Source organism: Neorhizobium sp. 05N33 (genome assembly GCF_056397445.1).
Genome location: NZ_JBFTNK010000002.1, coordinates 117,716 through 139,641 on the forward strand (window position 1 = coordinate 117,716; position 21,926 = coordinate 139,641).

A 21,926-nucleotide genomic window follows, 5' to 3' on the forward strand; every position below is an offset into this window, starting at 1 on the left:
CCGGCGATTTCGCCGGCTTTTTTGTTGGGCCTTTTTATCTGGCCGGGATCTCTTCCGGCTTCGGTCCGCCATAGGCCCAGTCCAGAAGCTCCACCGTGTGCAGGATCGGGATTGTGGTGCCGGAGGCGATCTGGGTGATGCAGCCGATATTGCCGGTGGCGATCACGTCCGCCTTGGTGGCCTCGATATTCCTGACCTTGCGGGCCTTCAACTGCTCCGAGATTTCCGGCTGCAGGATATTGTAGGTGCCGGCCGAACCGCAGCAGAGATGCCCCTCCCCCGGGTCGCGGACGGTAAAGCCCGCCGCCTTCAGGAGGGCCTTGGGCGCCATGGTGATCTTCTGGCCATGCTGCATCGAACAGGCGGAGTGATAGGCGACATTGAGCCGCTTCGGCTCCAGCCTCGGCAGGTCGAGCGTCGACAGATATTCGGTAATGTCCCTGGCAAGGCTCGAAACCTTTGCCGCCTTGTCCGCATAGGCCGGATCAAGGCGAAGCATGTGGCCGTAGTCCTTGATCGTCGTGCCGCAGCCGGACGCGGTGATGATGATCGCGTCGAGCCCGCCACTGTCGATTTCGCGCGTCCAGACATCGACATTGCGGCGGGCAAAATCGAGCGCCTGCTCTTCACGGCCCATGTGGTGAACGAGCGCGCCACAGCAGCCCTCGCCCTCCGGCACCACGACTTCGACACCGAACCGGGCGAGAAGCCGCAGCGTGGCGTCGTTGATACCCGGATCAAGTACAGGCTGGGCGCAACCTGACAGGATCGCTACGCGGCCGCGCCTTTCTGCCTCAGGCGCACGAGTGCCGGGGTTTGCGGAATCGGAAACCTTGGCGGCGGATTTCGGCGCGAGATCCAGCATTGCTCCCAACGGCCTTAGCGCCGGAACCCGCTTCAGGAGCGGGGCGAAGGGTCGGCCGAGCCTTGCAAGGCCGAGCGCCGTGCGGAAGCGGGCGGGATAGGGCAGCACCGCGGCAAGCAGGTTGCGGATCAACCGGTCGACCAGCGGGCGCCGGTAGGTGTTCTCGATATGGATGCGGGCATGGTCGACCAGATGCATGTAGTCGACGCCGGACGGACAGGTGGTGACGCAGGCAAGACAGGAGAGACAGCGGTCGATATGGGTGACCACTTCCTCATCCGCCGGCCTGCCGTTTTCCAGCATGTCCTTGATCAGGTAGATACGGCCGCGCGGGCTGTCGAGCTCGTTGCCGAGCGTCACATAGGTGGGACAGGTGGCGGTGCAGAAGCCGCAATGGACGCAACGGCGAAGGATCTGCTCGGATTCGGCCACATGCGGATCGGCAAGCTGAGCGAGGGTGAAGTTGGTTTGCATTTAATGGATATCCCTCGCGTTTCCGCCGATCGCTCCGCGTTCTGCCAGCCCCCCTCTGGCCTGCCGGCCATCTCCCCCACAAGGGGGGAGATCGGCAAGACGCGCGGACATCACTTTATCGGCTACCGTCGAGATGGGCGCAACGTTCCTCCGAGTCGATCTCCCCCCTTGTGGGGGAGATGGCCGGCAGGCCAGAGGGGGGCGCCTGGGCACGACCGAAGACATATTCATCACCCCATCTTCCCCGGGCAAAAAATGCCCGCCGGGTCGAGTTTCTGTTTGACGCGGGCAGAAAGTGCCGCCACCGCGTCCGGCTGTGGCTCAAAAGCCTGCGTCCCCGCGCGCGCCGCATCCGACGCCCGCAGCAGCGTCGCATGCCCGCCGCCGAGAGCACGGATATAGCGGCGCACCAGTTCGGCTTCCGGATCGGCTTCCATGCGCATCCAGACCAACCCGCCCTGCCAGTCGTAAAAGGCATCGACGCCGGTTTCTAGCCGGAGGGCGGCGACGAGCTGGTGGCCCGCAGATGGGGCGATCGAGACGTGCCAGACGGGTTTCAGGGTTCCATCCGAATAGGGATAGACATCGCGGATCTGGCGCCAGAGCGTTTGGCTCTGCTCCAGGCCGAGCCGCGAGACCGGACCGAAGGCCTCCATGACGGCAGCGAGTTTTTCGGCACGCACGGAAACCGACGCGCCAAGGCCTTCAAGCCGCAGGACCGTCGCTTCGCCTTCCGGCAATCCACCGCCGAGGAAACGGAACCGGACGGTCTGAGGCAGGTGGGCGGCGCCCGATACTTCGACCGGCAGCGCCATCGCCGCCGCCATCGCCTTTGCGGCGGCCGCGTCGTCGAGGCCGGAGATGACGATGGTCTCCACCGTCTGCGGCACCGGCAACACCCGAAAAGTCACCTCGGTCAGAAAACCGAGCGTGCCGTGCGAGCCGGCGAGCAGTTTGACGAGATCGAGGCCGGTGACGTTCTTCATCACCCGTCCGCCGGCGCGGATCGCCTCGCCCCGGCCATTGATGAAGCGGATGCCGAGCAGGCTGTCGCGGGCAGCACCCGAGACGAAACGGCGCGGGCCGGAGACATTGGCGGCGAACACGCCGCCGATCGTCGGTTCGCCGAGCGTGCCCATCACGCCGCGATGATCCATCGGCTCGAATGCCATCATCTGCCGGTTGGCGGCAAGCGCCGTCTCTATCTCGGCGACCGGCGTACCGGCTTTGACCGTCATCACCATTTCCGCCGGCTCGTAGTCGACAATTCCGGAAAGGCCGGTCGAGTTCATCATTTCGGCAGGCTCGACGGAGTTGCCGAAACCGGCGCGGGTATTGCCGCCGCACAGCGCAAGCTTCTTGCCGTCGCCGGCGGCATTGCGGATGATATAGGCGGCGTCCGTTTCGGAATTCGGGATCAGCGTCATGCGGCAGGCCGTCCATCCAGCGGAAAGACCTTGGACGGGTTGAGGATCCAGCCTTCATCGAAGGCGTAACGCACCGCCATCTGCTGGTTGAGGTCAGCCTCCGAATACTGGTGGCGCATCAGGTCACGTTTCTCGATGCCGACGCCATGTTCGCCGGTCAGGCAACCGCCGGCATCAACGCAGAGCTTCAGGATCTCGTTGCCTGCCTCCTCGGCCCTGGCCGCATCTTCCGGATCGTTGGCATTGAACAGGATCAGCGGATGCATGTTGCCGTCGCCGGCATGGAAAACGTTGGCGACCCTGAGCCCGAAACGATCGACGATCTCGGAGGTCTTGTTAAGCACATAGGAGAGCTTGCCGAGCGGCACCGTGCCATCCATGCATATGTAATCGGCGATGCGGCCGGTCGCGCCGAAGGCAGACTTGCGGCCTTTCCAGATCAGCGCCGCCTCGGTTGCCGACTGGCTTTCGCGCACGGTCTTGACGCCGTGGCGTCCGGCGATCTCGACGATCGCCTTCAGCATCGCATCCATTTCGGCTTCCGAACCTTCGACTTCGACGATCAGCAGCGCTTCCACGTCGAGCGGATAACCCGCATGGGCGAATGCCTCGCATATCTCGATCGCCGGCTTGTCCATAAATTCGATGGCGACCGGAATGATGCCGGAGCCGATGATATCGGCAACGCAGGCGCCTGCATGCTCGGACGTATCGAAGCCGAACAGGACCGGGCGGGCGCCTTCCGGCTTGGCGATCAGCCGAACCACGGCCTCGGTGACGATGCCGAGCTGGCCTTCCGAACCGCAGACGAGGCCAAGCAGGTCGTAACCCGCCGCATCCAGATGTTTGCCGCCGAGCTCGATCACCGTGCCGTCGACCAGCACCATCTTCACGCCGAGCAGGTTGTTTGTGGTGACGCCGTATTTCAGACAGTGGGCGCCGCCGGAATTCATGCCGATATTGCCGCCAATGGTGCAGGCGAGCTGCGAGCTCGGGTCCGGCGCATAGAAAAACCCGTCGATGCCGACCGCTTCGGAAATGTTGAGGTTGGTGACGCCGGCCTGCACGGTGGCGGTGCGGTTGGCGTAGTCGACTTCCAGGATGCGCGACATCTTGGACAAGCCGAGCACGACCGCATCCTCCTGCGGGATGGCGCCGCCGGAAAGCGAGGTGCCGGCCCCGCGCGGCACGACCGGAATGCCATAACGATGACAGTATTTCATCACCGCGGCCACCTGCGCCGTGGTCTTCGGTAGAGCGACGGCAAGCGGCAGGCGGCGGTAGGAGACGAAGGCGTCGGTCTCGAACGGCACCAGTTCGCGTGCCTCATGGACCAGGCACTCGGGGGGCAAAAGCTCGGTCAGGTCGGCAATGATCGCCGCTCGGCGCGACAGCACCGCCTCGCGAGGCTTCAGAAAACTGATCGTATCGGCCACCGGCTCCTCCTAAAGACATTCAACTGGTATACTTTTTTTACCAGTGATACAAGAAGCCCGAACGCCCGGCTGGCATCACCCGATTGGAGACGGCAAAGTTGACGCATGAGCTTTTCGCGCCGGTGCCGCATGGTCGAACTGCGGACGAGGTCATCCTGCAGATCGAAAGCCTGATCCTGAACGGCGTGCTGCGCGACGGCGACCGCCTGCCGGGTGAACGCGAGCTGGCGCAGAGGTTCGACGTTTCCCGGCCGATCCTGCGAGAGGCGCTGAAGGAGCTGGAGGCGCGCGGGCTGCTCACCAGCCAGCATGGCGGCGGCACTTATGTCGCCGATATCGTCGGCCAGATCTTCTCGCCGCCGCTGGTCGCCCTGATCCGCCGGCATCAGCGGGCGGTTCACGACTATCTGGAATACCGTCGTCAGCTCGAAGGCATGACGGCGGAGCTTGCCGCCACCCGTGCGACGGACACCGACAGGCAACTCATCGAGCGCATCCTGGAGACGATGCGCAGCGCGCATCGGGACGGGCGTTTCGAGGACGAGCTGACATCCGACGTCGAATTCCACAATGCCATCGGCGATGCTGCGCATAACATCATTCTCATGCACACCCTGCGCGCCTGCTACCGGCTGCTCAGCGACGGGATCTTTTACAACCGCCGCATCATCTTCAATGTCGGCAGCGCCCATGATGCGGTGATGACGCAACACGAGGCGATCGGCCGGGCGATACTGGACGGCGATCCTGCCAAAGCCCGAAAGGCTGCGGAAGACCATATCGACTTCATCTCCAAGGTCACCAACGAGGCCGAACGTACCGGCGAATGGAGCCGGATCGCACAACTCAGGATGATGCAGACCAAAATTTGAGGCCGCTGCTGCGGATTGCCGGACGTCATGCACAGTTACAATTGAACACCTGTGCAAATTTCTATTGACGTGAAACCAAGTGGCCTCACAATGGTTATCGCGTCCATGGTTGTTATCCACCGTGATTCTTCTCAAAAAAGCTGCCAGGGGTCGTTAATCCTCGCGCAAGCATTATATTAGTAAAATATCATCCTCTGGAGGACGAAACAGAAATTGGGCTTGATGGATCGGGTTACGAGCAATCTTCGGTTGATGCTGCAGCGACCGCCGCGGCAGCAGTATGCTGCGCTTTGCTACCGGATAAAGAAGAAGCCGGGACAACTCGAGGTTCTCGTTGCGACAAGCCGCGATACCGGCCGCTGGGTCGTGCCCAAGGGCTGGCCGATGACCGACAAGAAGGCTCACCAGGTCGCCGAACGCGAAGCGTTCGAAGAGGTCGGTGTCAAGGGCAAGGTTGAAAAGGAACCGCTCGGTTTCTATCACTATCGCAAGACCCTCGATAACGGCCTGAAGATCCCTGTGCGGGTGCAGGTCCACGCGCTCGAAGTGGACGAATGCCTGAAAAGCTATCCGGAAAAGGGCTCTCGAACACTGGAATGGGTTTCCTGCGAAGAGGCCGCGATGCGCGTCAATGAGCCGGAACTGAAGATTCTCTTCCTGCAGTTTGCCGAACGGATGCAGCCACGCGCTCCGCAGCTTGCAGTCAAAGCAGCAAGTTAGGTGCTTTGAAGCATCTTCCCAATTCGGCAATATTGCCTTCGCCTGCGCGCGCTATTAAGCGATAGGCATTGATTTCTTCCGCGAGGCGGAGACGGCAGGCAAGTTCCGTTCTCGCGCCTCACTTTTCACCCAAGGATGGAGATATGGGCCAAAGAAGGCCGCGCCTGGCGAAGCCGACGCTCGACAAGGATTTGGAGAAATTCTCCTCCGTGGAGGAAGCCGCCCGGCAGATGTCGCGCGGGCTTGCCGCACCGGGAACGGCACTTCTGTTCATCATCCTCGTCGCCATCTTTGCAGCCGCCTACGTGACGGGCAAACCCGGCGCCGTCGTCGTCATCGCCGCCTCCGGCCTTGCCGCCTACATGGCGATGAACATCGGCGCCAACGACGTCACCAACAATATCGGCGCGGCCGTCGGCGCCCGTGCCATGACCATGACCTTCGGTCTCGGGCTTGCGGCCGTCTTCGAAGTGGCAGGTGCCGTGATCGCCGGCCGGGGCGTCGCCAGCACGATCGCCAACGGCATCATGCAGGGCGGCATGATCACCAGCCCCGACGTGCTGATATGGGCGATGATGGCGGCACTCCTCTCGGCAGCGGTGCTGATCAACGTCGCGACATGGCTCGGCGCGCCGATTTCCACCACCCATTCGATCGTCGGCGGCGTCATGGGGGCCGGGATCGCGGCCGCCGGAGTTTCCGCAGTGAACTGGGGAACGATCGCTGGCATCACCGCAAGCTGGGTCTTTTCCCCGCTTCTCGGCGCTGTCATCGCCGCCGCCTTCCTGTTCTTCGTCAAGGAAACCATCATCTACCGCGAGGACAAGATCGCCGCGGCGAAGAAATGGGTGCCGGTGCTGATCGGCGTGATGACCGGCGCCTTTGCAGGCTATCTGGCGCTGCTCGGGCTGGGAGAACTGGTGGACGTCTCGACGCCGGTTGCGACGCTGATCGCCCTGCTGACGGGCCTCGGCGCCTGGCGCCTGCTGATCCCGGTGATCGCCCGGCAGGCCGAAGGGCTCGAGAACCGCAATCAGTCGCTTCGCACGCTCTTTCGCATTCCGCTCATCCTTTCTGCAGCGCTGCTCTCGTTCGCGCACGGTGCCAATGACGTTTCGAACGCCATCGGTCCGCTTGCCGCAATCGTTTCGGCGGCGCAAAGGGGCATTTCGGCCGGCGTGCACATTCCGCTCTGGGAACTGATCATCGGCGGCCTCGGCATCTCGCTCGGCCTGCTGCTTTACGGCCCGAAACTGGTGCGGCTGGTCGGCGCGGAAATCACCAAGCTCAATCCGATGCGCGCCTATTGCGTCTCGCTGTCGACGGCCCTGACCGTGATCGTCGCATCCTGGATCGGGCTGCCGGTCTCCTCGACCCATATTGCCGTCGGTGCGGTGTTCGGCGTCGGTTTCTTCCGCGAATGGTATACCCGCCATTCCCGCCGCCGCTTCGAATACATGCGGGCGCGGGCCGGCAAGGATCTCGATACCACCGAGCCTTTCGAACGCAATGACGACGAATTGAAACGGCGTTACCTGGTGCGGCGCTCGCATTTCCTGAGCATCATAGCCGCCTGGACGATCACGCTTCCGGCGGCCGCCACCCTTGCGGCGCTGATCGCCACCGCTATGTTCGCGCTGTTCGTCTAGGCTTCGAGGTTTCCATGCGCGCCAATTTCCGGATGCAGAGGCTGTTCATCGAGGCGCCGCTCGGCGCCGGTGCCCGCCATGAAGTGTCGTCGGAGCAGTTCAACTATCTCGCCAACGTGCTGAGGATGGAGGAAGGTTCGGCAATCCTGCTCTTCAACGGCCGCGACGGCGAGTGGAAGGCCAGGATCACCTATCCGACCCGAAAGAAGATCGTGCTGGAAGCAATCGAGGAAACCCGGCCGCAGCCGCCGGCCTCCGACCTGCATTATCTTTTCGCGCCGCTCAAAGTCGGCCGCCTCGACTATCTGGTGCAGAAGGCGGTCGAGATGGGTGCGGGATTCATCCAGCCGGTGATGACCCAGCATGTACAGGGCAAGATCACCAGCATGGACCGGCTTCAGGCGAATGTGGTGGAGGCCGCCGAGCAGTGCGGCATTTTGTCGGTGCCGGAGGTCGCGCCGCCAAAGAAACTCGGCGACCTGCTCGACACCTGGCCCCACGATCGGCGCATCATCTTCTGCGACGAAGGCGACGAGGGCCAGAACCCGCTGCCGATCCTTACGGCAATCAAGGAGACAAAGCTGGCGCTGCTGGTCGGGCCGGAAGGCGGATTTTCGGACGAGGAAAGGGAAAGGCTGCGTTCGCTTTCCTTCGTCACCGCGATACCGCTCGGGCCCCGGATATTAAGGGCGGATACGGCCGCGGTCGCGGCGCTCGCAGTCATCCAGGCAGCGGTCGGCGACTGGCGGTGACCCGCTTGACATGACGGCCTTGAAATTCTGAATCTATCTTGAAAGAAATTCACTTGCAGCGCACATCAATCCGGTCCAATCAGCCGGCTATCCGTCTAGATCAGGCATTCCGAGCAAGGTAATTTTCATGGCCCGCGATACGACCGACCAGACACCGCTGACCTCGGTGTCCGAGCTTTCCGCCTACCTGGCGAAGGGAGCTCGGCCGAAGCAAGATTTCCGCATCGGCACGGAGCATGAAAAATTCGCCTTTTTCCGGGCGGACAACAGCCCGGTTCCCTATTTCGGCGATGCCAGTATTTCCGCGCTGCTGAAAGGCATGGAAAAGAAGCTCGGCTGGGAGCCGATCATGGACGGCGAGAACATCATCGGGCTCGGCGAGCAATCCGGCATGGGGGCGATTTCCATCGAGCCCGGCGGCCAGTTCGAGCTTTCCGGCGCGCCGGTGGAGAGCATTCACCAGACCTGTCGGGAATCCAACCAGCATCTCGCGGTTCTGCGCGAGATCGCCGAACCGATGGGCATTCGTTTTCTCGGCATCGGCGGCAGCCCGAAATGGACGCTCGCGGAAACCCCGCGCATGCCGAAATCCCGCTACGACATCATGACGCGCTACATGCCGAAGGTCGGTTCCAAGGGCCTCGACATGATGTACCGCACCTGCACGATCCAGGTGAACCTCGACTTCTCCTCGGAGGAGGACATGGCCGCCAAGATGCGCGTGTCTATGAAGCTGCAGTCGATCGCCACCGCGCTGTTTGCGTCCTCCCCGTTCACCGAAGGCAAGCCGAACGGGCTGGTCTCCTGGCGCGGCGACATCTGGCGCGATACCGACAACCAGCGCTCCGGCGTGCTGCCCTTCGTGTTCAGGCAGGATTTCGGTTTTGCCGACTATGTGGAATGGGCGCTCGACGCGCCGATGTATTTCGTCGTCCGCGACGGCAAGTATCACGACTGCACGCATGTCACCTTCCGCCAGTTCATGAATGGCGCGCTGAAAGGCGAGATCAAGGACTGGGAGCCGACCATGGGCGACTGGACCAACCACCTTTCCACCCTCTTCCCCGACGTCCGCCTGAAGCGTTTCCTCGAAATGCGCGGCGCCGACGGCGGCCCGTGGCGGCGGATCTGCGCGCTGCCGGCGTTCTGGGTCGGCCTGCTTTATGACGACACCGCCCTTGCCGATGCCGAGACGCTGACGGCCGACTGGACGGTCGAGGACGTCGTCGCCATGCGCGATGCCGTGCCGGCGAAGGGCCTGAAGGCTGAAATCAAGGGCAAGTCGGTGCTCGACATCGCCCGCGAGGCGGTGGCGATCTCCAAGGCGGGTTTGAAGGCGCGGGCGCGGCTGAACGGCGAAGGCCAGGACGAAAGCATCTTCCTGCAACCGCTTGACGAAGTGCTTGCCAAGAAGACGACCATGGCAGACGACCTGCTGTCTCTCTACCACGGCCGCTGGCGCGGCTCGGTCGAGCCGGTGTTCGAGGAATACCAATACTGACCAGATTGAGATCGGTTCTAAAAACCGGTTTCCGTTCAGCACTTTCCGGATATAGTGGTGCATCACCCGAACCGGAAAGGATTCTCTCCATGCTGCCACTGTTCGACATGATGCTCAGAGCTCAGGACGGCGCAGGCATGGAGGCGATCGCCAAGCAGTTCAACCTGGCTCAGGAACAGGCTACCCAGGCAATGGCGGCGCTGATGCCCGCCTTTTCCTCGGGGTTCAAGCGCACCAGCGCCAATCCTTACGACCTCACCTCGCTGATGAGCAGCATGGTGTCCGGCGCCTATGCCAAATATTTCGAGGACCTGACCAAGGCCTTTACGCCGCAGGGCACGATGGACGGCAATGCCGTACTCGAAAAGCTGTTCGGCTCCAAGGAAGTCTCCCGCGCGATCGCCGCACAGGCCGAGCAGCTCACGGGGATCGGCCAGGAAGTCTTCAAGAAGATGATGCCGGCCATGGCCGACACTCTGATGGGCGGGCTGTTCAAGCAGATGAGCGGACAGTTAACCGGCGCCAACGAAGCGTTCGCCGCCTCGCCGATGGGACAGATGCAGCAGCAATGGCTGGAAAGCATGGGCCTGCAGCCGAAGGCGAAGCCGCAGCCAGCGGCCAATCCCTTCGACAATCCCTTTGCCCAGGCGATGCGTTCCATGTGGGGGCTCGACAAGCCGGAACAACCGCAACCTTCAACCGGCAACCCGTTTGCTGACAATCCGTTTGCCAAGGCTTTCCAGGACATGATGGGCGGCGCCTTCGCGAGCCCGAGCAGCACGGCCGCCCCCGCCCCGGAAACGCCCAAGGACGCACCGGCGGCCGAGGCCAATCCCTATCGCGACGTGCTGAACAACATGTTCGACAGCGGACTTGAAGTGCAGAAAAGCTACCAGAAGAACATGGAAGCGATCTTCGACACCTATCTGCGCAATGGCACGGGCGCCAATGCCGAGCCGGCGGCGACGCCTGTCGCTCCAAAGCCATCCAAATAAAAAAAGCCCGGCACGGATCGACCGGCCGGGCAAGCAGCAGGGCTATTGGCTATCACCCTGCGGGGAAAAGGTCAGGCAAGATCAGCGATTGGCCGGTCTTGCAAAGCGATGCCGCGCACGCTCACGAGCGGAGCGGGACAGGAGCAGAGATGGATCGTCCAGCACGCCGGACTGATTGAGCGCCATCACCACATCATGCCGTGTGATGCCGATATCGTTGAGCTGGCGGTCGTCGAGATCATGGAGGCGATTGCTCGCCAAACGATTGCGAAAGGCACGCCACACGGATTTCGTTCGCAGCATCACGACAGCCAGACGGCCTTGCGTGCCGCGCTCCTCGTGAACCAGATCGAGTTCAGTTCCGCAGTCGGTCGTGCTCATTGGTCTATCCTTTCGCAGGCACGAGAAAGGCCATCCCTTCCGTGGAGGTCCTACGGAAAGGCTGCCTGGTTGGGCGCTCAGGGAAGAAGCACCCTTCGATTTTGATTTGCGATCCCCTTATCGCGGAAAACCTATTGATCAGTCCAACGAATGTTTCTAATGATTAGCATCAACCTCTCTGATGGGTCACTCTCATGTCCGCTCCGCTTGATATCGACCAGCTGCATACCTTCATTTCCATCGTCGACACCGGCAGTTTCACCAAGGCTGCCGATCGAGTGTTCAAGACCCAGTCTGCAGTTTCGATGCAGATGCGTCGGCTCGAGGAACGGATCGGCAAGCAGCTGTTTGCCAAGGACGGCCGCGGCAACCGGCTGACGGCGGAGGGCGAAAAGCTCCTGAACTATGCGCGACGCATCATCCGCCTCAATAACGAGGCGATCGCCGCCTTCGACGACAACCGTCTTGAGGGTACGCTCAGGATCGGTACACCGGACGACTATGCCGACCGCTACATGCCCGAGATCATCGGCCGTTTTGCCAAGACGCATCCGAATGTCGAACTCTATATCGTCTGTGAGCCCTCGGTCAGCCTTGCAGAAAAGATGGCGCGTGGTGAACTCGACATTGCGCTCGTCACCCACAATCCGCGCCAGCGCATTTCCGACGTGGTCCGCACCGAGCCGCTCTGCTGGGTCGGATCAGCCAACCATCCGCTGAAGGACGACGCGCCGGTGCCGCTCGCGGTCGGTCGCCGCGATTGCCTGTGGCGCCAACTCGCCTGTTCGGCGCTCGATGCGGACGGACGCGAATACCAGGTCCTGTTCACGAGCTGGTCTTCGACCGTCGTCGCAGCCGCGGTGCTTGCCGGCATGGCTGTCTCGGTGCTGCCGGAATCGGCGCTCAGGACCGGCATGAAGGTGCTGGCCGCAGCCGACGGCTTCCCGCCGCTTCCGCCGGTGCAGATCGGCATCATGAAACGGCCGGGGCTTTCGCCATCGCTGATGAATGCCATCACCGACCACATCACCGCCTGTCTCGACAACATCTCGCCGGCGGTCATTCCGGACGATCTCGACGGAGAGGCCAAAACGTTCCAGCGCATGCCGCGGGCCCGGGCGGTACAGGTGATGCCGGGGTGGTAAGGGTCACGAGTTCGGCCTTGCCTTCCCCTCACCGGTCGCGCTAAATCGCCCTGTTCTCAGGGCGGGGCGAAACTCCCCACCGGCGGTAGGCGGCGCGAGCCGTGAGCCCGCGAGCGCCTTCCGATGGAAGGGTCAGCAGATCAGGTGCGATGCCTGAGCCGACGGTCAGAGTCCGGATGAAAGAGAACGGACGTGCAGCACCCGCATCCCGCGGGTTCTATGGACGTGCGTAATCGCCTTGGGTGCCGTGTCGTAACCTGAAGGAGATTCCATGACACACACCCGCTTCGCTTTCGTCAAAGCAAACTGGCATTCCGAGATTGTCGACAAGGCTCTCGAAGGCTTCCTCGAGCTCATGCCGAGCGAAAACGTCGATATCTTCGACGTGCCCGGCGCCTTCGAGCTACCGCTCATGTCGCGCGATCTGGCGGCGACCGGAAGATATGCCGCGGTCGTGGCCGCAGCGCTGGTCGTCGACGGCGGCATCTATCGGCACGATTTCGTGGCTTCGGCGGTGGTCGATGGATTGATGCGCGCCGGCCTCGATACGGGAGTACCGGTCCTGTCGGTGTCGCTGACGCCACATCATTTCCAGGAAACCGCGCACCACAAATCGATATTCAGCGCGCATTTCGTCGAGAAGGGACGCGAGGCCGCCCAGGCGGCCCAGATGATCGTCGATACGCGGCAACGCATCGCCGCCTGACGCATAGGCGCCAAAAACAAAAGCCGGGCTGGACCCCGGCTTCCCTGTTTATTGCAACGCCCAGGCGCGAGCACCGCCGGCTTGCGGACCTGCGGCCTGATCAGGCCAGGTTCTTCTTGAAGAACGCCACCGAGCGGCTCCAGGCAAGATCGGCGGCCGCCTTGTCGTAGCGGGCGGACGACGTATCGTTGTTGAAGGCGTGGTTGGCGCCGTCATAGACGAAGATCTCGAAGGTCTTGCCGTTCTTTTCGAGCGCTGCCCTGAAGGCCGGGATGCCGGCATTGATGCGCTCGTCGAGCCCGCCGTAATGCAGCATCAGCGGCGCCTTGATGGCAGGCACGTCCTCAGCCTTCGGCTGCGCACCGTAATAGGCGACGGCGGCGTTGAGGCTGGGGGACTTCACGGCCAGATTGTTGACCGCACCGCCGCCCCAGCAGAAGCCGATCGCACCGACCTTGCCGTTCGCACCGCTGATGCCGGCGAGATAGGCGCGGCTTGCCTCGCCGTTGGCCGAAACGTCGTCGGGCTTCAGCGAGGAGAACATCTGCCGGGCCTGCTCTTCGTCCGCCGGCGTGCCGCCCTGGGGCGCCAGGAAATCGACTGCGAGCGCATTGAAACCCTCCAACGCCATGCGGCGGGCGACGTCCTTGATATGGGCGTTGAGCCCGCGGTTCTCGTGGATGACGAGGACGCCGCCGCGCGTGCCGGAGGCATTCTTGGGTTTTACGAGATAACCCTTCATCGTCGCGCCGCTGGCGCCCGGATATGTAACGTCCTCCGTGGTCAGCCGGTCGTCATTGGCGGCAATGATATCGGCCTTGGCAGAACTGGCGCCGATCAGGGGTGCAATCGCCGCGGCAGCTGCACCGGAGCCCGCAAGCTGAGTCAGCTTCTCCATGAAGCGACGGCGGTCCAAAGTCAGGTGCGTGTATTCGTCATAGGCGTCGATCATCGCCTGGGTGATCTTCGGGGTCTCGTTGTCCATGACTATTCCTCCGTAGCGGACTGTATGACGAAGAAATCTACAACGAGGAGCTTTCACTTGCAGATGAAACACTGAGTGATCCAAGTGTTGGATATTACACTTGTTCGTGAGCTCGTTTTGAGCGGACGAGCCCGCCGGGATTGTGACGGGCTCATCCGATGGCTCGGCAGATCGCGGCGGTGCGGCCGTTCATTCTCGCCTCGCCCGCCTGTCTCGATAAACATGGCGAACGCTGGCCAGGCTAAAGCGTCCTAGTTCAGAGCCAGCCAGACCGCGAGCCAGACCCACATCGCCATCACCGCAAAAAAGCCAGCCATGAAGATCGGGCGGCGATAACGCAGCCGGTTGCTGGTGAGGTGGACGTAGGAATGCGCATATCGGGACAGGACGAAGATCCAGGCGAGCGCGACCGTGCCGCCATTGTCTGCAGTCGAGACGTACAGCACGAGGCAGGCGGCGTAGAACAGGACCGGCAGTTCGAACTGATTCTTGAGGTTGTTGTGGACAGCCAGGCTTTCGGGAGGCTCTTCCCGGCCTTCGCGGAAATGGCCTGCCTCGGCACGGCCTGCCCGGACGGCCAGATACCGCTTCCTCGACAGCAGCCAGTAGAGAAAGAAGACCAGCGCGGCATGCGCGATCATTGGCCAAAGCGTCGCATCAGTGGAAAGCATCGGTTCTCCTCATTTTCATCGGGGGAACCAGATAACGCGGGCTCTCCTGTACGCAAATGGCGCCGGTTGACCGGCGCCATGTAATCTCATCCATAGCTGCGGGTCATTGCGGGGTCAGGTTCTCGGTGCCGGAGCCGTCCTTGCCGGAAATGGTCCAGGCGCCTTCCAGCGATCCGTCGTCATTGACCTTGTAGACGACGAGGCCAACCGCCTTGCCGAGCACGTAACCGGCGGCGAAGGAATCGCCGTAAAGCATGCAGATGCCGCTGGACGTGGAGGAACCGGTCTTCCACTCGATCGAGCAGGTCGTTTCGCTGGTCAGCGCGATTTTTGCGGTTCCCTTGTAGGCGGAGCCATCGAGGTTCGTGCCCTCGACCTTATACGTACCTGCGCGAACGGTTTGCGCCTGCGCAGGCGTAACGAATGCTGCGCCCAGAAGGAGCGCGCAAGCCAGAAACTTCTTCATGTTTACCCCCGAAAAATTCTCCCGTCGGCATGATCACCAACGTTCGTTATCTAGCAGGGAATCAGGAAAGAAATAAGCACCCTGGGCCATCGCGACAGGGCATCGCGACCGGCATCCAGCTGACTTTCTTGAAACACGGGGGGAATGGGCAATAACCCCTTCCCCCGACGGATGTCAGGCGCCGGAGCCCGGATAGTTGGGGCTCTCGCGGGTGATCGTCACGTCATGCGCATGGCTTTCGCGCAGGCCCGCGCCGGAAATGCGAACGAAGGTGGCGCGCTCCTGGAATTCCTTGAGATTGGCGCCGCCGACATAACCCATGGCCGCCTTCAGGCCGCCGCCGAGCTGATGCAGCACACCCGAGACCGGACCCTTGTAGGGAACCTGGCCTTCGATGCCTTCGGGAACCAGCTTCAGCGTATCACGCACTTCCGCCTGGAAATAACGGTCGGCGGAACCGCGGGCCATGGCGCCTACCGAGCCCATGCCGCGATAGGCTTTGAACGAGCGGCCCTGGTAGAGATAGACCTCGCCCGGGCTTTCGTCGGTGCCGGCCAGCAGCGAGCCGATCATCACGGCGGATGCGCCGGCGGCGATCGCCTTGGCCAGATCGCCTGAGAACTTGATGCCGCCGTCGGCGATGACCGGGATGTTCTGCGCCCGTGCCGCTTCGACGGCCGACATGATCGCCGCAAGCTGCGGCACGCCGACGCCGGCGACGATGCGAGTGGTGCAGATCGAGCCCGGGCCGATACCGACCTTGACCGCATCCGCACCGGCATCGATCAGCGCCTTGGTGCCGTCGGAGGTGGCGACATTGCCGGCCATGACGCGTACGTGGTTGGAGATGCGCTTGACGCGGGTGACGGCGTCGAGCACGCGCTGCGAGTGGCCGTGGGCCGTATCGACGACCAGAAGATCGACGCCGGCCTCGATGAGACGTTCGGCACGCTCGAAACCATCGTCGCCGACGCTGATCGCGGCTGCGGCCCGAAGGCGCCCTTGCGCATCCTTGGAGGCATTTGGGTTGAGCTGCGACTTTTCGATGTCCTTGACGGTGATGAGACCGACGCAACGGCCTTCGCCATCCACCACAAGCAGCTTCTCGATGCGGTGCTTGTGCAGAAGACGCTTGGCCTCGGTCTGGTCGACGCTGCTTTCCTTGACCGTGATCAGGTTCTCGCGGGTCATCAGCTCGTAGATCTTCTGGGCCGGATCGGAAGCAAAACGGACGTCGCGATTGGTGAGAATTCCGACCAGCCGGCCCGGAACGTGGCCGCCGCCGTTTTCGACCACCGGAATGCCGGAAATGCTGTAGGACTTCATCAGCGACAGCGCGTCGGCCAGCGTCGCGTCCGGGCCTATCGTCACCGGATTGACGACCATGCCGCTTTCGAACTTCTTGACCTGGCGGACCTGTTCGGCCTGTTCGATCGGGGTCAGATTGCGGTGGATGACGCCGATGCCGCCGGCCTGCGCCATGGCGATAGCCAGCCGGCTTTCCGTCACCGTATCCATGGCCGAGGAGATGATCGGCAGGTTGAGTTCGATGTCCTGGGCGATGGTAGTGGCGATATTGGTCTGGCCCGGCATGACTTCGGAATGGCCGGGCTGCAGGAGCACGTCGTCGAAGGTAAGCGCATCTGCGCCGGTTGCGGTTTCAATGATGCGTGCCATTGCCAAATTCCTTCGATCTAGAAAATGCGGGATGCGCTCAGGAACGACTCTATACGTCCCGACGCTCCGGCAACAATTGCTTGGAAGTTGGCGAGGGCTGGTAACACGTTCATGACAAGAAGGGAATAGCAAAAACCCGAGAGGTGTTTCTCCCGGGTTTTGATCGCTTTCCAGCACAATCAGATGTCGAACTGGTAACTCTTCGGCACGAAACGGTAGCCGGTCCCCTGCTTTTCGACGAAACCGACCGCCGGGAACGGCATGTGATAACCAAGGAAGGCGACCTTTTCCGTGGCGATCATGTCGAAGACTTTCTTGCGGGTGGCCGCTCCCTGCGCCTTGTCCATGTCGAAACGCACTTCCCATTCGGGCCGCTGCAGCGACAGGACGTAGTGGTTGGCCGTATCGGCGGTCAAAACCAGACGCTTGCCCTGCGACTCGATATTGAAGATCAGCATACCCGGCGTATGGCCCGGCGCGAGCATCGCGGTAATGCCGGACGTCACCTCTCCGCCGTCTTTCAGGAAGGCCATCCTTTCGGCAAGTGGCTTTACGTTGGCGAGCACGCTCTTCTGATTGCCCTCTGCCGGCGTGCCGGCGCGGGCGCTATCGGTCCAGAAGTCGTATTCCACCTGGCCTGCGACATAACGCGCCTTCGGGAAGGCAGGCCTGCCGTCTTCCATGATGCCGCCGATGTGGTCGCCATGCATGTGGGTGATGACGATGATCGAGATATCCTCCGGCATGTAGCCGGCGGCGGCAAGCCCCTCGACCAGGCGTCCAGCCCCCTGGGCATGAGCCGCCTTGCCGAGACCCGTATCGAACAGGATGACGTCGCTGCCGGTATCAATGAGCGTCGGGGAGAAGCTGTTGACGAACTGGTCCGTGGGCAGGAAATTCTGGCTCAGCAGCGTTGCAAGCGCTTCGGCTGGCTGATTGAGGCCGAAGGTTTCACCGGGAGCGCCGGAAGGACGAGCGCCGTCCTTCACCACCAGAACCTGAAATCCGCCGAGCTTGAATTTATGAATGTCCGGCGGGATGACGCGATCGATTGCCAACTGCTGCTTCTCCTGGGCAAAAACCTCAGCATTGATGATTGCCGGAGCGGCGAGGATGCCCAGACCGGCCGTGCCGATGAGGGTGCGCCGTCCGATACCTGAATTCGCCATGATTTAACTGCCTCCTGGAATTGCCGCCAGACCCCTGGGTCCGATACGCAGGGAACATAACCGCGGCTCGGGATGAGAAAATCCGATCTCACGCAGACGTGACCCAAAACGTGAAATGGTGAGATTCTCCAATTGGCAGACCGGATCAACAGGTCTATGGACTGCCCTTAATCCCCGCCCGTCGCAGGCCCCCTCATGAACCGCATCGTTCCCCTCATTCTCGCCGTCGCCCTTTTCATGGAGCAGATGGACTCCACCGTCATTGCAACGGCACTTCCGGCGATTGCCGCGGACCTGAATGTCGGCCCGATCACGCTCAAACTTGCTCTGACTTCCTATATGGTGGCGCTCGCCATGTTCATCCCGATCAGCGGCTGGATGGCGGACCGCTTCGGCGCCAAGCGGATCTTTCGTGTCGCGATCATGGTTTTTGTCGTCGGCTCTATCTGCTGCGCGTTCTCGTCCGATCTCTTCCAGTTCGTGCTGTCGCGCTTCCTGCAAGGCATGGGCGGGGCGATGATGACGCCGGTTGCACGCCTGGTTCTCCTGCGCACCACGAAGCGCAGCGAGCTCGTCTCGGCCATGGCGCTGCTCACCATTCCGGCGCTGGTCGGGCCCCTCACCGGGCCGCCGATCGGCGGTTTCATCACCACCTATTTCACCTGGCACTGGATCTTCCTGATCAACGTGCCGGTCGGCCTGCTCGGCATCTATCTCGCGACCATCTTCCTGCCGGAAATCGAGGCCACCAACCCGCCTTCGATCGACTGGTGGGGGTTCTTCCTGACCTCGGTCACCGCCGCCGGCACGGTCTTCGGACTTTCGGTCGTCGGCCTTCCGGCGTTACCGCCGGCCGTCGGCATCACGGCGACGGCTTTGGGGCTCGCAGCCGGCGTCGCCTATGTCGTCCATGCGCGCAGCCACCCCGCGCCGATCCTCAACCTCAGGCTCTTCAAGGACAATGCGTTCCGGGCGGCAAGCAGCAGCGGCACGCTGTTCCGCATCTCGACAGGCGCCATTCCATTCCTGATGCCGTTGATGCTGCAGCTCGGTTTCGGCCTCAACCCCTTCCAGTCGGGCCTCATCACGTTTGCGGGCGCGCTCGGCGCGCTGATCGTGAAGTTCGTCGCCCGCCGCGTCTTCGCGATGACCGGGTTCAAGATGACGCTGATCGTCGCAGGCGTGCTCGGCGCGGCGACCACGGCGGCAAACGGCTTTTTCACGCCGGAAACCTCCCACGCGCTGATCGTCGCCTTCCTGCTGATGTCGGGCGTCTGCCGGTCCTTCTTCTTCACCGGCTCGAATGCGCTCAGCTATTCCGAGATCAGCGACGAACAGGCGAGCCAGGCGACCTCGATCGCCTCCGTCCTGCAGCAGATCAGCACGGCGCTCGGCGTCGCCTTTGCAGCCTTCATCCTCGAGGCGTCGGCGGCGGTCACCGGCACGCATCTACAGCTCTTCGACTTCCACCTGGCTTTCTTCCTGGTGGCCGCCCTTTCGCTTCTGGCGATCATGCCCCTGCTGAGACTGGACCCGATGACGGGTGCTGCCGTTTCCGGCCACGGAGCCGCCAAGATCCAACCGGAAGCCGGCGAGTAGTCAGGCCCGATCGTCCAGGTCGGAGTCTTCGGCTTCAGCGTATTCCACGTCCGCATCCTCCACCTCGGGTTCCTCCATCTCGGACTCCGGGGCAGTTTCGCCGGCCCTGCGGCCCTTAAAATGCTTGGCGAGCAGGAACATCTCGACCGATTCCTGACGCGAGGCGCCCGGCTTCACGTGGATGACCTGCTTGAAATTCTGCTTGAGCATGTTGAGCAGGTCGCGTTCCGTGCCGCCCTGGAAGGTTTTCGCCAGGAAATGGCCGCCCTCGCCCAGCACTTCGACGGCGAAATGCGCCGCCACTTCGCACAGATGCATGGTGCGCAGGTGATCGGTCTTCTGATGGCCGGTGGTCGGCGCCGCCATGTCCGAGATGACCAAGTCCGGCGTGCCGCCGATCGCTTCCATCAACAGGCGCGGCGCCTCGGGATCGAGGAAGTCGAGCTGCAGGATCTTGACGCCGGCGAGCGGCGCCATTTCCAGGAAATCGATTGCCGCGACGCGGATATCATCGTCGGTCGAACCGGTGACATTCGCGGCGATCTGCGACCAGCTTCCCGGCGCGGCACCCAGATCGATGATCCGGCGGGCGCCTTTGAGGATCTGATGTTTTTCGTCGATCTCCAGCAGCTTGAAGGCCGCGCGGGCGCGATATCCTTCGAGTTTGGCGCGCTGGACATAGGGGTCGTTGATATGGCGCTCGAGCCAGCGCCGCGACGACGCCTTGAGCTTGCCCTTCTTGACCTTCTGGCCGAGCTTGCGGCCGGTGCGATTGCCGCTACCGGGGGATTTTGAGGGTGGTTTCGTCATCGCCTTGCTCCAGCCTCATCCTGTCCACCGGCACCTTGATTGCCCCCTTGAGTGCCCCCTGGGCGGCGCGGCCGCACCCGGCGCCACACGCCGTCATCGGCCATCATGTCCGTCAACAGGCCCTCGCGCAGGCCCCGGTCGGCCACCCGCATGCGCTGGCTCGGCCAGCGACGGCGGATCGCTTCCAGAATGGCACAGCCGGCAAGCACCAGATCGGCCCGGTCCGGACCGATGCAGGGGTTGGCGGCACGGCCGGCAAAATCCCAGGAGAGCAGCTTTGCCTGCATGGCGGAGACTTCCGCATCCGACAGCCACAGGCCGTCGACCTTGCGGCGGTCGTAGCGCGGCAGGTCGAGATGCACGCCGGCAAGCGTGGTGACCGTGCCCGACGTGCCGATCAGATGGAAATCCTCGGCGCCCTGGCGGCGGAAGGCGGCAAGCGGCGGGCAATCGAAACCGGCCAGCATGCCTTCGACTTCCGTCACCATGGCGCCGAAAACCTCTGGCGTCACGTCGCGCCCGCCATGCCGTTCCGACAGCGTCACGACGCCGACCGGAAGCGAGGTCCAGTGGGTGATATGATTGGCAAGCCGGCTCGAACGGCTGTCATCGATGCGGATGACGGCGATTTCCGACGAACCGCCGCCGATATCGAAGAGAACGACGGAGCGCGCTTCGCGACCGACCAGGGACGAGCAGCCCGAGACCGCAAGCCGTGCCTCGGTCTCCCGATCGATGATTTCGAGTTCCAGCCCGGTTTCCGAGATCACCCTGGCCAGGAACTCCTCGCCGTTTTCGGCGGCCCGGCAGGCTTCGGTGGCGATCAGCCGCATGCGGCGGATCGGCCGGTTGGCAAGCTTTGTGGCGCAGATGCGCAGCGCTTCGACAGCGCGGTCCATGGCATCCTGCGACAGCCGGCGGCTGGTGCCGAGCCCCTCGCCCAGGCGAACGATCCGCGAAAACGCATCGACGACGCGGAACTGGCCCGGCCTTGTCGGCTGGGCGATCAGCAGGCGGCAATTGTTGGTGCCGAGGTCAAGCGCCGCATAGAGATCGTTGACATAGGAGAATTTTTCGCCGCGGGAATCCGTGCCTTGGCTTTCATTTCCGGCCCTGCCGCGGACATCCTTGGAGGACCCCTGACCCGAACTGGCGGGCACGGAGGTCTTGGCCACACCCGGCACCGCCTTGGCGGGCGTCAGCGGCCGGCCCTGAAGGCCGCGGCCACCTCTGTTCTTCTTGCGTCGATTGCGCGGCGGCGATTTTGCCGAATGCGGCTGTTGCCCGCCCTCGACACGGACCTGACCCTGCTCTGTCACGGGCGCCGCACCCGCACCCTGCGCCGGCTGCTGAGCGCCGCCGGATTTCGCGCGCCGCCGCTTGCGCTTGCGCGCCTGTGGGTTGGGTTCCTGGTTATGGGGACGTCCGGCCGGTGCAGTCGTATCGACTGCACCCGAATGGCTTGCAGGCGCCGCGTCACGACGTTTGCCGTTCCGCTTCGCCTTCCGACGCCTTGAGGATTTACCCTCTCCGCGCGGTACCGCCGACGCCCCGCCTTCCGGCGGCTTTGCGCCGCTATCGGGGTCCATCACTTTTATGTCCATCTCGCCGCGCAAAGCCTCTTGA

Annotated in this window: 20 protein-coding genes and 1 riboswitch; of the genes, 9 read left to right on the plus strand and 11 right to left on the minus strand. The window is 62.8% G+C overall.

What is annotated here, in order from left to right; translation table 11 throughout:
• Window positions 1-34: 34 nt before the first annotated feature.
• From glcF to AC1DLT_RS04855, 3 genes are all read right to left on the minus strand, one after another.
• Window positions 35-1,339: a glycolate oxidase subunit GlcF gene (gene glcF, locus AC1DLT_RS04845; protein WP_247136997.1), complete on the minus strand. Its 1,305-nt coding sequence runs from the start codon at window positions 1,337-1,339 to the stop codon at window positions 35-37.
• A gap of 230 nt (window positions 1,340-1,569) precedes the next feature.
• On the minus strand, window positions 1,570-2,766 hold the full coding sequence (locus AC1DLT_RS04850) for an FAD-binding protein (RefSeq protein ID WP_477486057.1): 1,197 nt from the start codon (window positions 2,764-2,766) through the stop codon (window positions 1,570-1,572).
• On the minus strand, window positions 2,763-4,202 hold the full coding sequence (locus AC1DLT_RS04855) for an FAD-linked oxidase C-terminal domain-containing protein (RefSeq protein WP_247136995.1): 1,440 nt from the start codon (window positions 4,200-4,202) through the stop codon (window positions 2,763-2,765). Before AC1DLT_RS04855 ends, AC1DLT_RS04850 begins: the two co-directional genes overlap by 4 nt.
• Before the next feature lie 98 nt (window positions 4,203-4,300).
• On the opposite strand from AC1DLT_RS04855, the gene AC1DLT_RS04860 reads away from it, so the two are divergent.
• The 6 genes from AC1DLT_RS04860 (at window position 4,301) to AC1DLT_RS04885 (ending at window position 10,691) form a co-directional block, all read left to right on the plus strand.
• A complete protein-coding gene (locus AC1DLT_RS04860) occupies window positions 4,301-5,074 on the plus strand; it encodes a FadR/GntR family transcriptional regulator (protein ID WP_477486058.1) in 774 nt (257 codons plus the stop codon).
• Between the two features lie 213 nt (window positions 5,075-5,287).
• The gene (locus AC1DLT_RS04865; RefSeq protein ID WP_477486059.1) at window positions 5,288-5,794 is read left to right on the plus strand and encodes an NUDIX hydrolase; all 507 of its coding nucleotides are present in this window, start codon (window positions 5,288-5,290) and stop codon (window positions 5,792-5,794) included.
• Window positions 5,795-5,937: 143 nt separating this feature from the next.
• Entirely contained in the window at window positions 5,938-7,443 is a 1,506-nt protein-coding gene (locus AC1DLT_RS04870; RefSeq protein ID WP_477486060.1) for an inorganic phosphate transporter, read from the plus strand.
• 14 nt (window positions 7,444-7,457) lie between these two features.
• Window positions 7,458-8,195 (plus strand): 16S rRNA (uracil(1498)-N(3))-methyltransferase, encoded by a 738-nt coding sequence (locus AC1DLT_RS04875; RefSeq protein WP_477486061.1) that lies wholly within the window; start codon window positions 7,458-7,460, stop codon window positions 8,193-8,195.
• A gap of 127 nt (window positions 8,196-8,322) precedes the next feature.
• Entirely contained in the window at window positions 8,323-9,696 is a 1,374-nt protein-coding gene (locus tag AC1DLT_RS04880; RefSeq protein WP_477486062.1) for a glutamate--cysteine ligase, read from the plus strand.
• A gap of 89 nt (window positions 9,697-9,785) precedes the next feature.
• A complete protein-coding gene (locus tag AC1DLT_RS04885; protein WP_477486063.1) occupies window positions 9,786-10,691 on the plus strand; it encodes a DUF937 domain-containing protein in 906 nt (301 codons plus the stop codon).
• Window positions 10,692-10,772: 81 nt separating this feature from the next.
• On the opposite strand, the gene AC1DLT_RS04890 is transcribed toward AC1DLT_RS04885, so the two are convergent.
• Window positions 10,773-11,072, minus strand: coding sequence for a YjiS-like domain-containing protein (locus AC1DLT_RS04890; RefSeq protein ID WP_038540110.1), 300 nt, complete (start codon window positions 11,070-11,072; stop codon window positions 10,773-10,775).
• Window positions 11,073-11,266: 194 nt separating this feature from the next.
• Here AC1DLT_RS04890 and AC1DLT_RS04895 point away from each other — a divergent pair, with 194 nt between their 5' ends.
• Both AC1DLT_RS04895 and AC1DLT_RS04900 read left to right on the plus strand, forming a co-directional pair.
• Window positions 11,267-12,217: a LysR substrate-binding domain-containing protein gene (locus AC1DLT_RS04895; RefSeq protein WP_038540107.1), complete on the plus strand. Its 951-nt coding sequence runs from the start codon at window positions 11,267-11,269 to the stop codon at window positions 12,215-12,217.
• 48 nt (window positions 12,218-12,265) lie between these two features.
• A riboswitch (FMN riboswitch) is annotated at window positions 12,266-12,409 on the plus strand.
• A gap of 79 nt (window positions 12,410-12,488) precedes the next feature.
• The gene (locus AC1DLT_RS04900) at window positions 12,489-12,923 is read left to right on the plus strand and encodes a 6,7-dimethyl-8-ribityllumazine synthase (RefSeq protein WP_038540104.1); all 435 of its coding nucleotides are present in this window, start codon (window positions 12,489-12,491) and stop codon (window positions 12,921-12,923) included.
• 100 nt (window positions 12,924-13,023) lie between these two features.
• On the opposite strand, the gene AC1DLT_RS04905 is transcribed toward AC1DLT_RS04900, so the two are convergent.
• The 5 genes from AC1DLT_RS04905 to AC1DLT_RS04925 form a co-directional block, all read right to left on the minus strand.
• Entirely contained in the window at window positions 13,024-13,908 is an 885-nt protein-coding gene (locus AC1DLT_RS04905) for a dienelactone hydrolase family protein (protein WP_477486064.1), read from the minus strand.
• A gap of 251 nt (window positions 13,909-14,159) precedes the next feature.
• Window positions 14,160-14,579 carry an MAPEG family protein gene (locus AC1DLT_RS04910; protein ID WP_477486065.1) on the minus strand — a complete coding sequence of 140 codons (420 nt, stop codon included), beginning with the start codon at window positions 14,577-14,579 and terminating at the stop codon, window positions 14,160-14,162.
• A gap of 103 nt (window positions 14,580-14,682) precedes the next feature.
• The gene (locus AC1DLT_RS04915; protein WP_038540094.1) at window positions 14,683-15,045 is read right to left on the minus strand and encodes a hypothetical protein; all 363 of its coding nucleotides are present in this window, start codon (window positions 15,043-15,045) and stop codon (window positions 14,683-14,685) included.
• A 174-nt stretch (window positions 15,046-15,219) separates the two neighbouring features.
• Window positions 15,220-16,722 carry an IMP dehydrogenase gene (guaB, locus tag AC1DLT_RS04920; RefSeq protein WP_477486066.1) on the minus strand — a complete coding sequence of 501 codons (1,503 nt, stop codon included), beginning with the start codon at window positions 16,720-16,722 and terminating at the stop codon, window positions 15,220-15,222.
• Window positions 16,723-16,901: 179 nt separating this feature from the next.
• Window positions 16,902-17,891, minus strand: coding sequence for an MBL fold metallo-hydrolase (locus AC1DLT_RS04925; RefSeq protein ID WP_038540087.1), 990 nt, complete (start codon window positions 17,889-17,891; stop codon window positions 16,902-16,904).
• 195 nt (window positions 17,892-18,086) lie between these two features.
• Between AC1DLT_RS04925 and AC1DLT_RS04930 the strand changes: the two genes are divergently transcribed.
• Window positions 18,087-19,490 (plus strand): DHA2 family efflux MFS transporter permease subunit, encoded by a 1,404-nt coding sequence (locus AC1DLT_RS04930; RefSeq protein WP_477486067.1) that lies wholly within the window; start codon window positions 18,087-18,089, stop codon window positions 19,488-19,490.
• Here AC1DLT_RS04930 and AC1DLT_RS04935 read toward each other — a convergent pair whose 3' ends face one another.
• Complete coding sequence (locus tag AC1DLT_RS04935) at window positions 19,491-20,300, minus strand: RlmE family RNA methyltransferase (RefSeq protein ID WP_477486068.1); 810 nt, start codon at window positions 20,298-20,300, stop codon at window positions 19,491-19,493.
• Window positions 20,297-21,892 (minus strand): Ppx/GppA phosphatase family protein, encoded by a 1,596-nt coding sequence (locus tag AC1DLT_RS04940; RefSeq protein WP_477486069.1) that lies wholly within the window; start codon window positions 21,890-21,892, stop codon window positions 20,297-20,299. The genes AC1DLT_RS04935 and AC1DLT_RS04940 overlap by 4 nt, the downstream gene beginning before the upstream one ends.
• Between the last annotated feature and the right edge of the window lie 34 nt (window positions 21,893-21,926).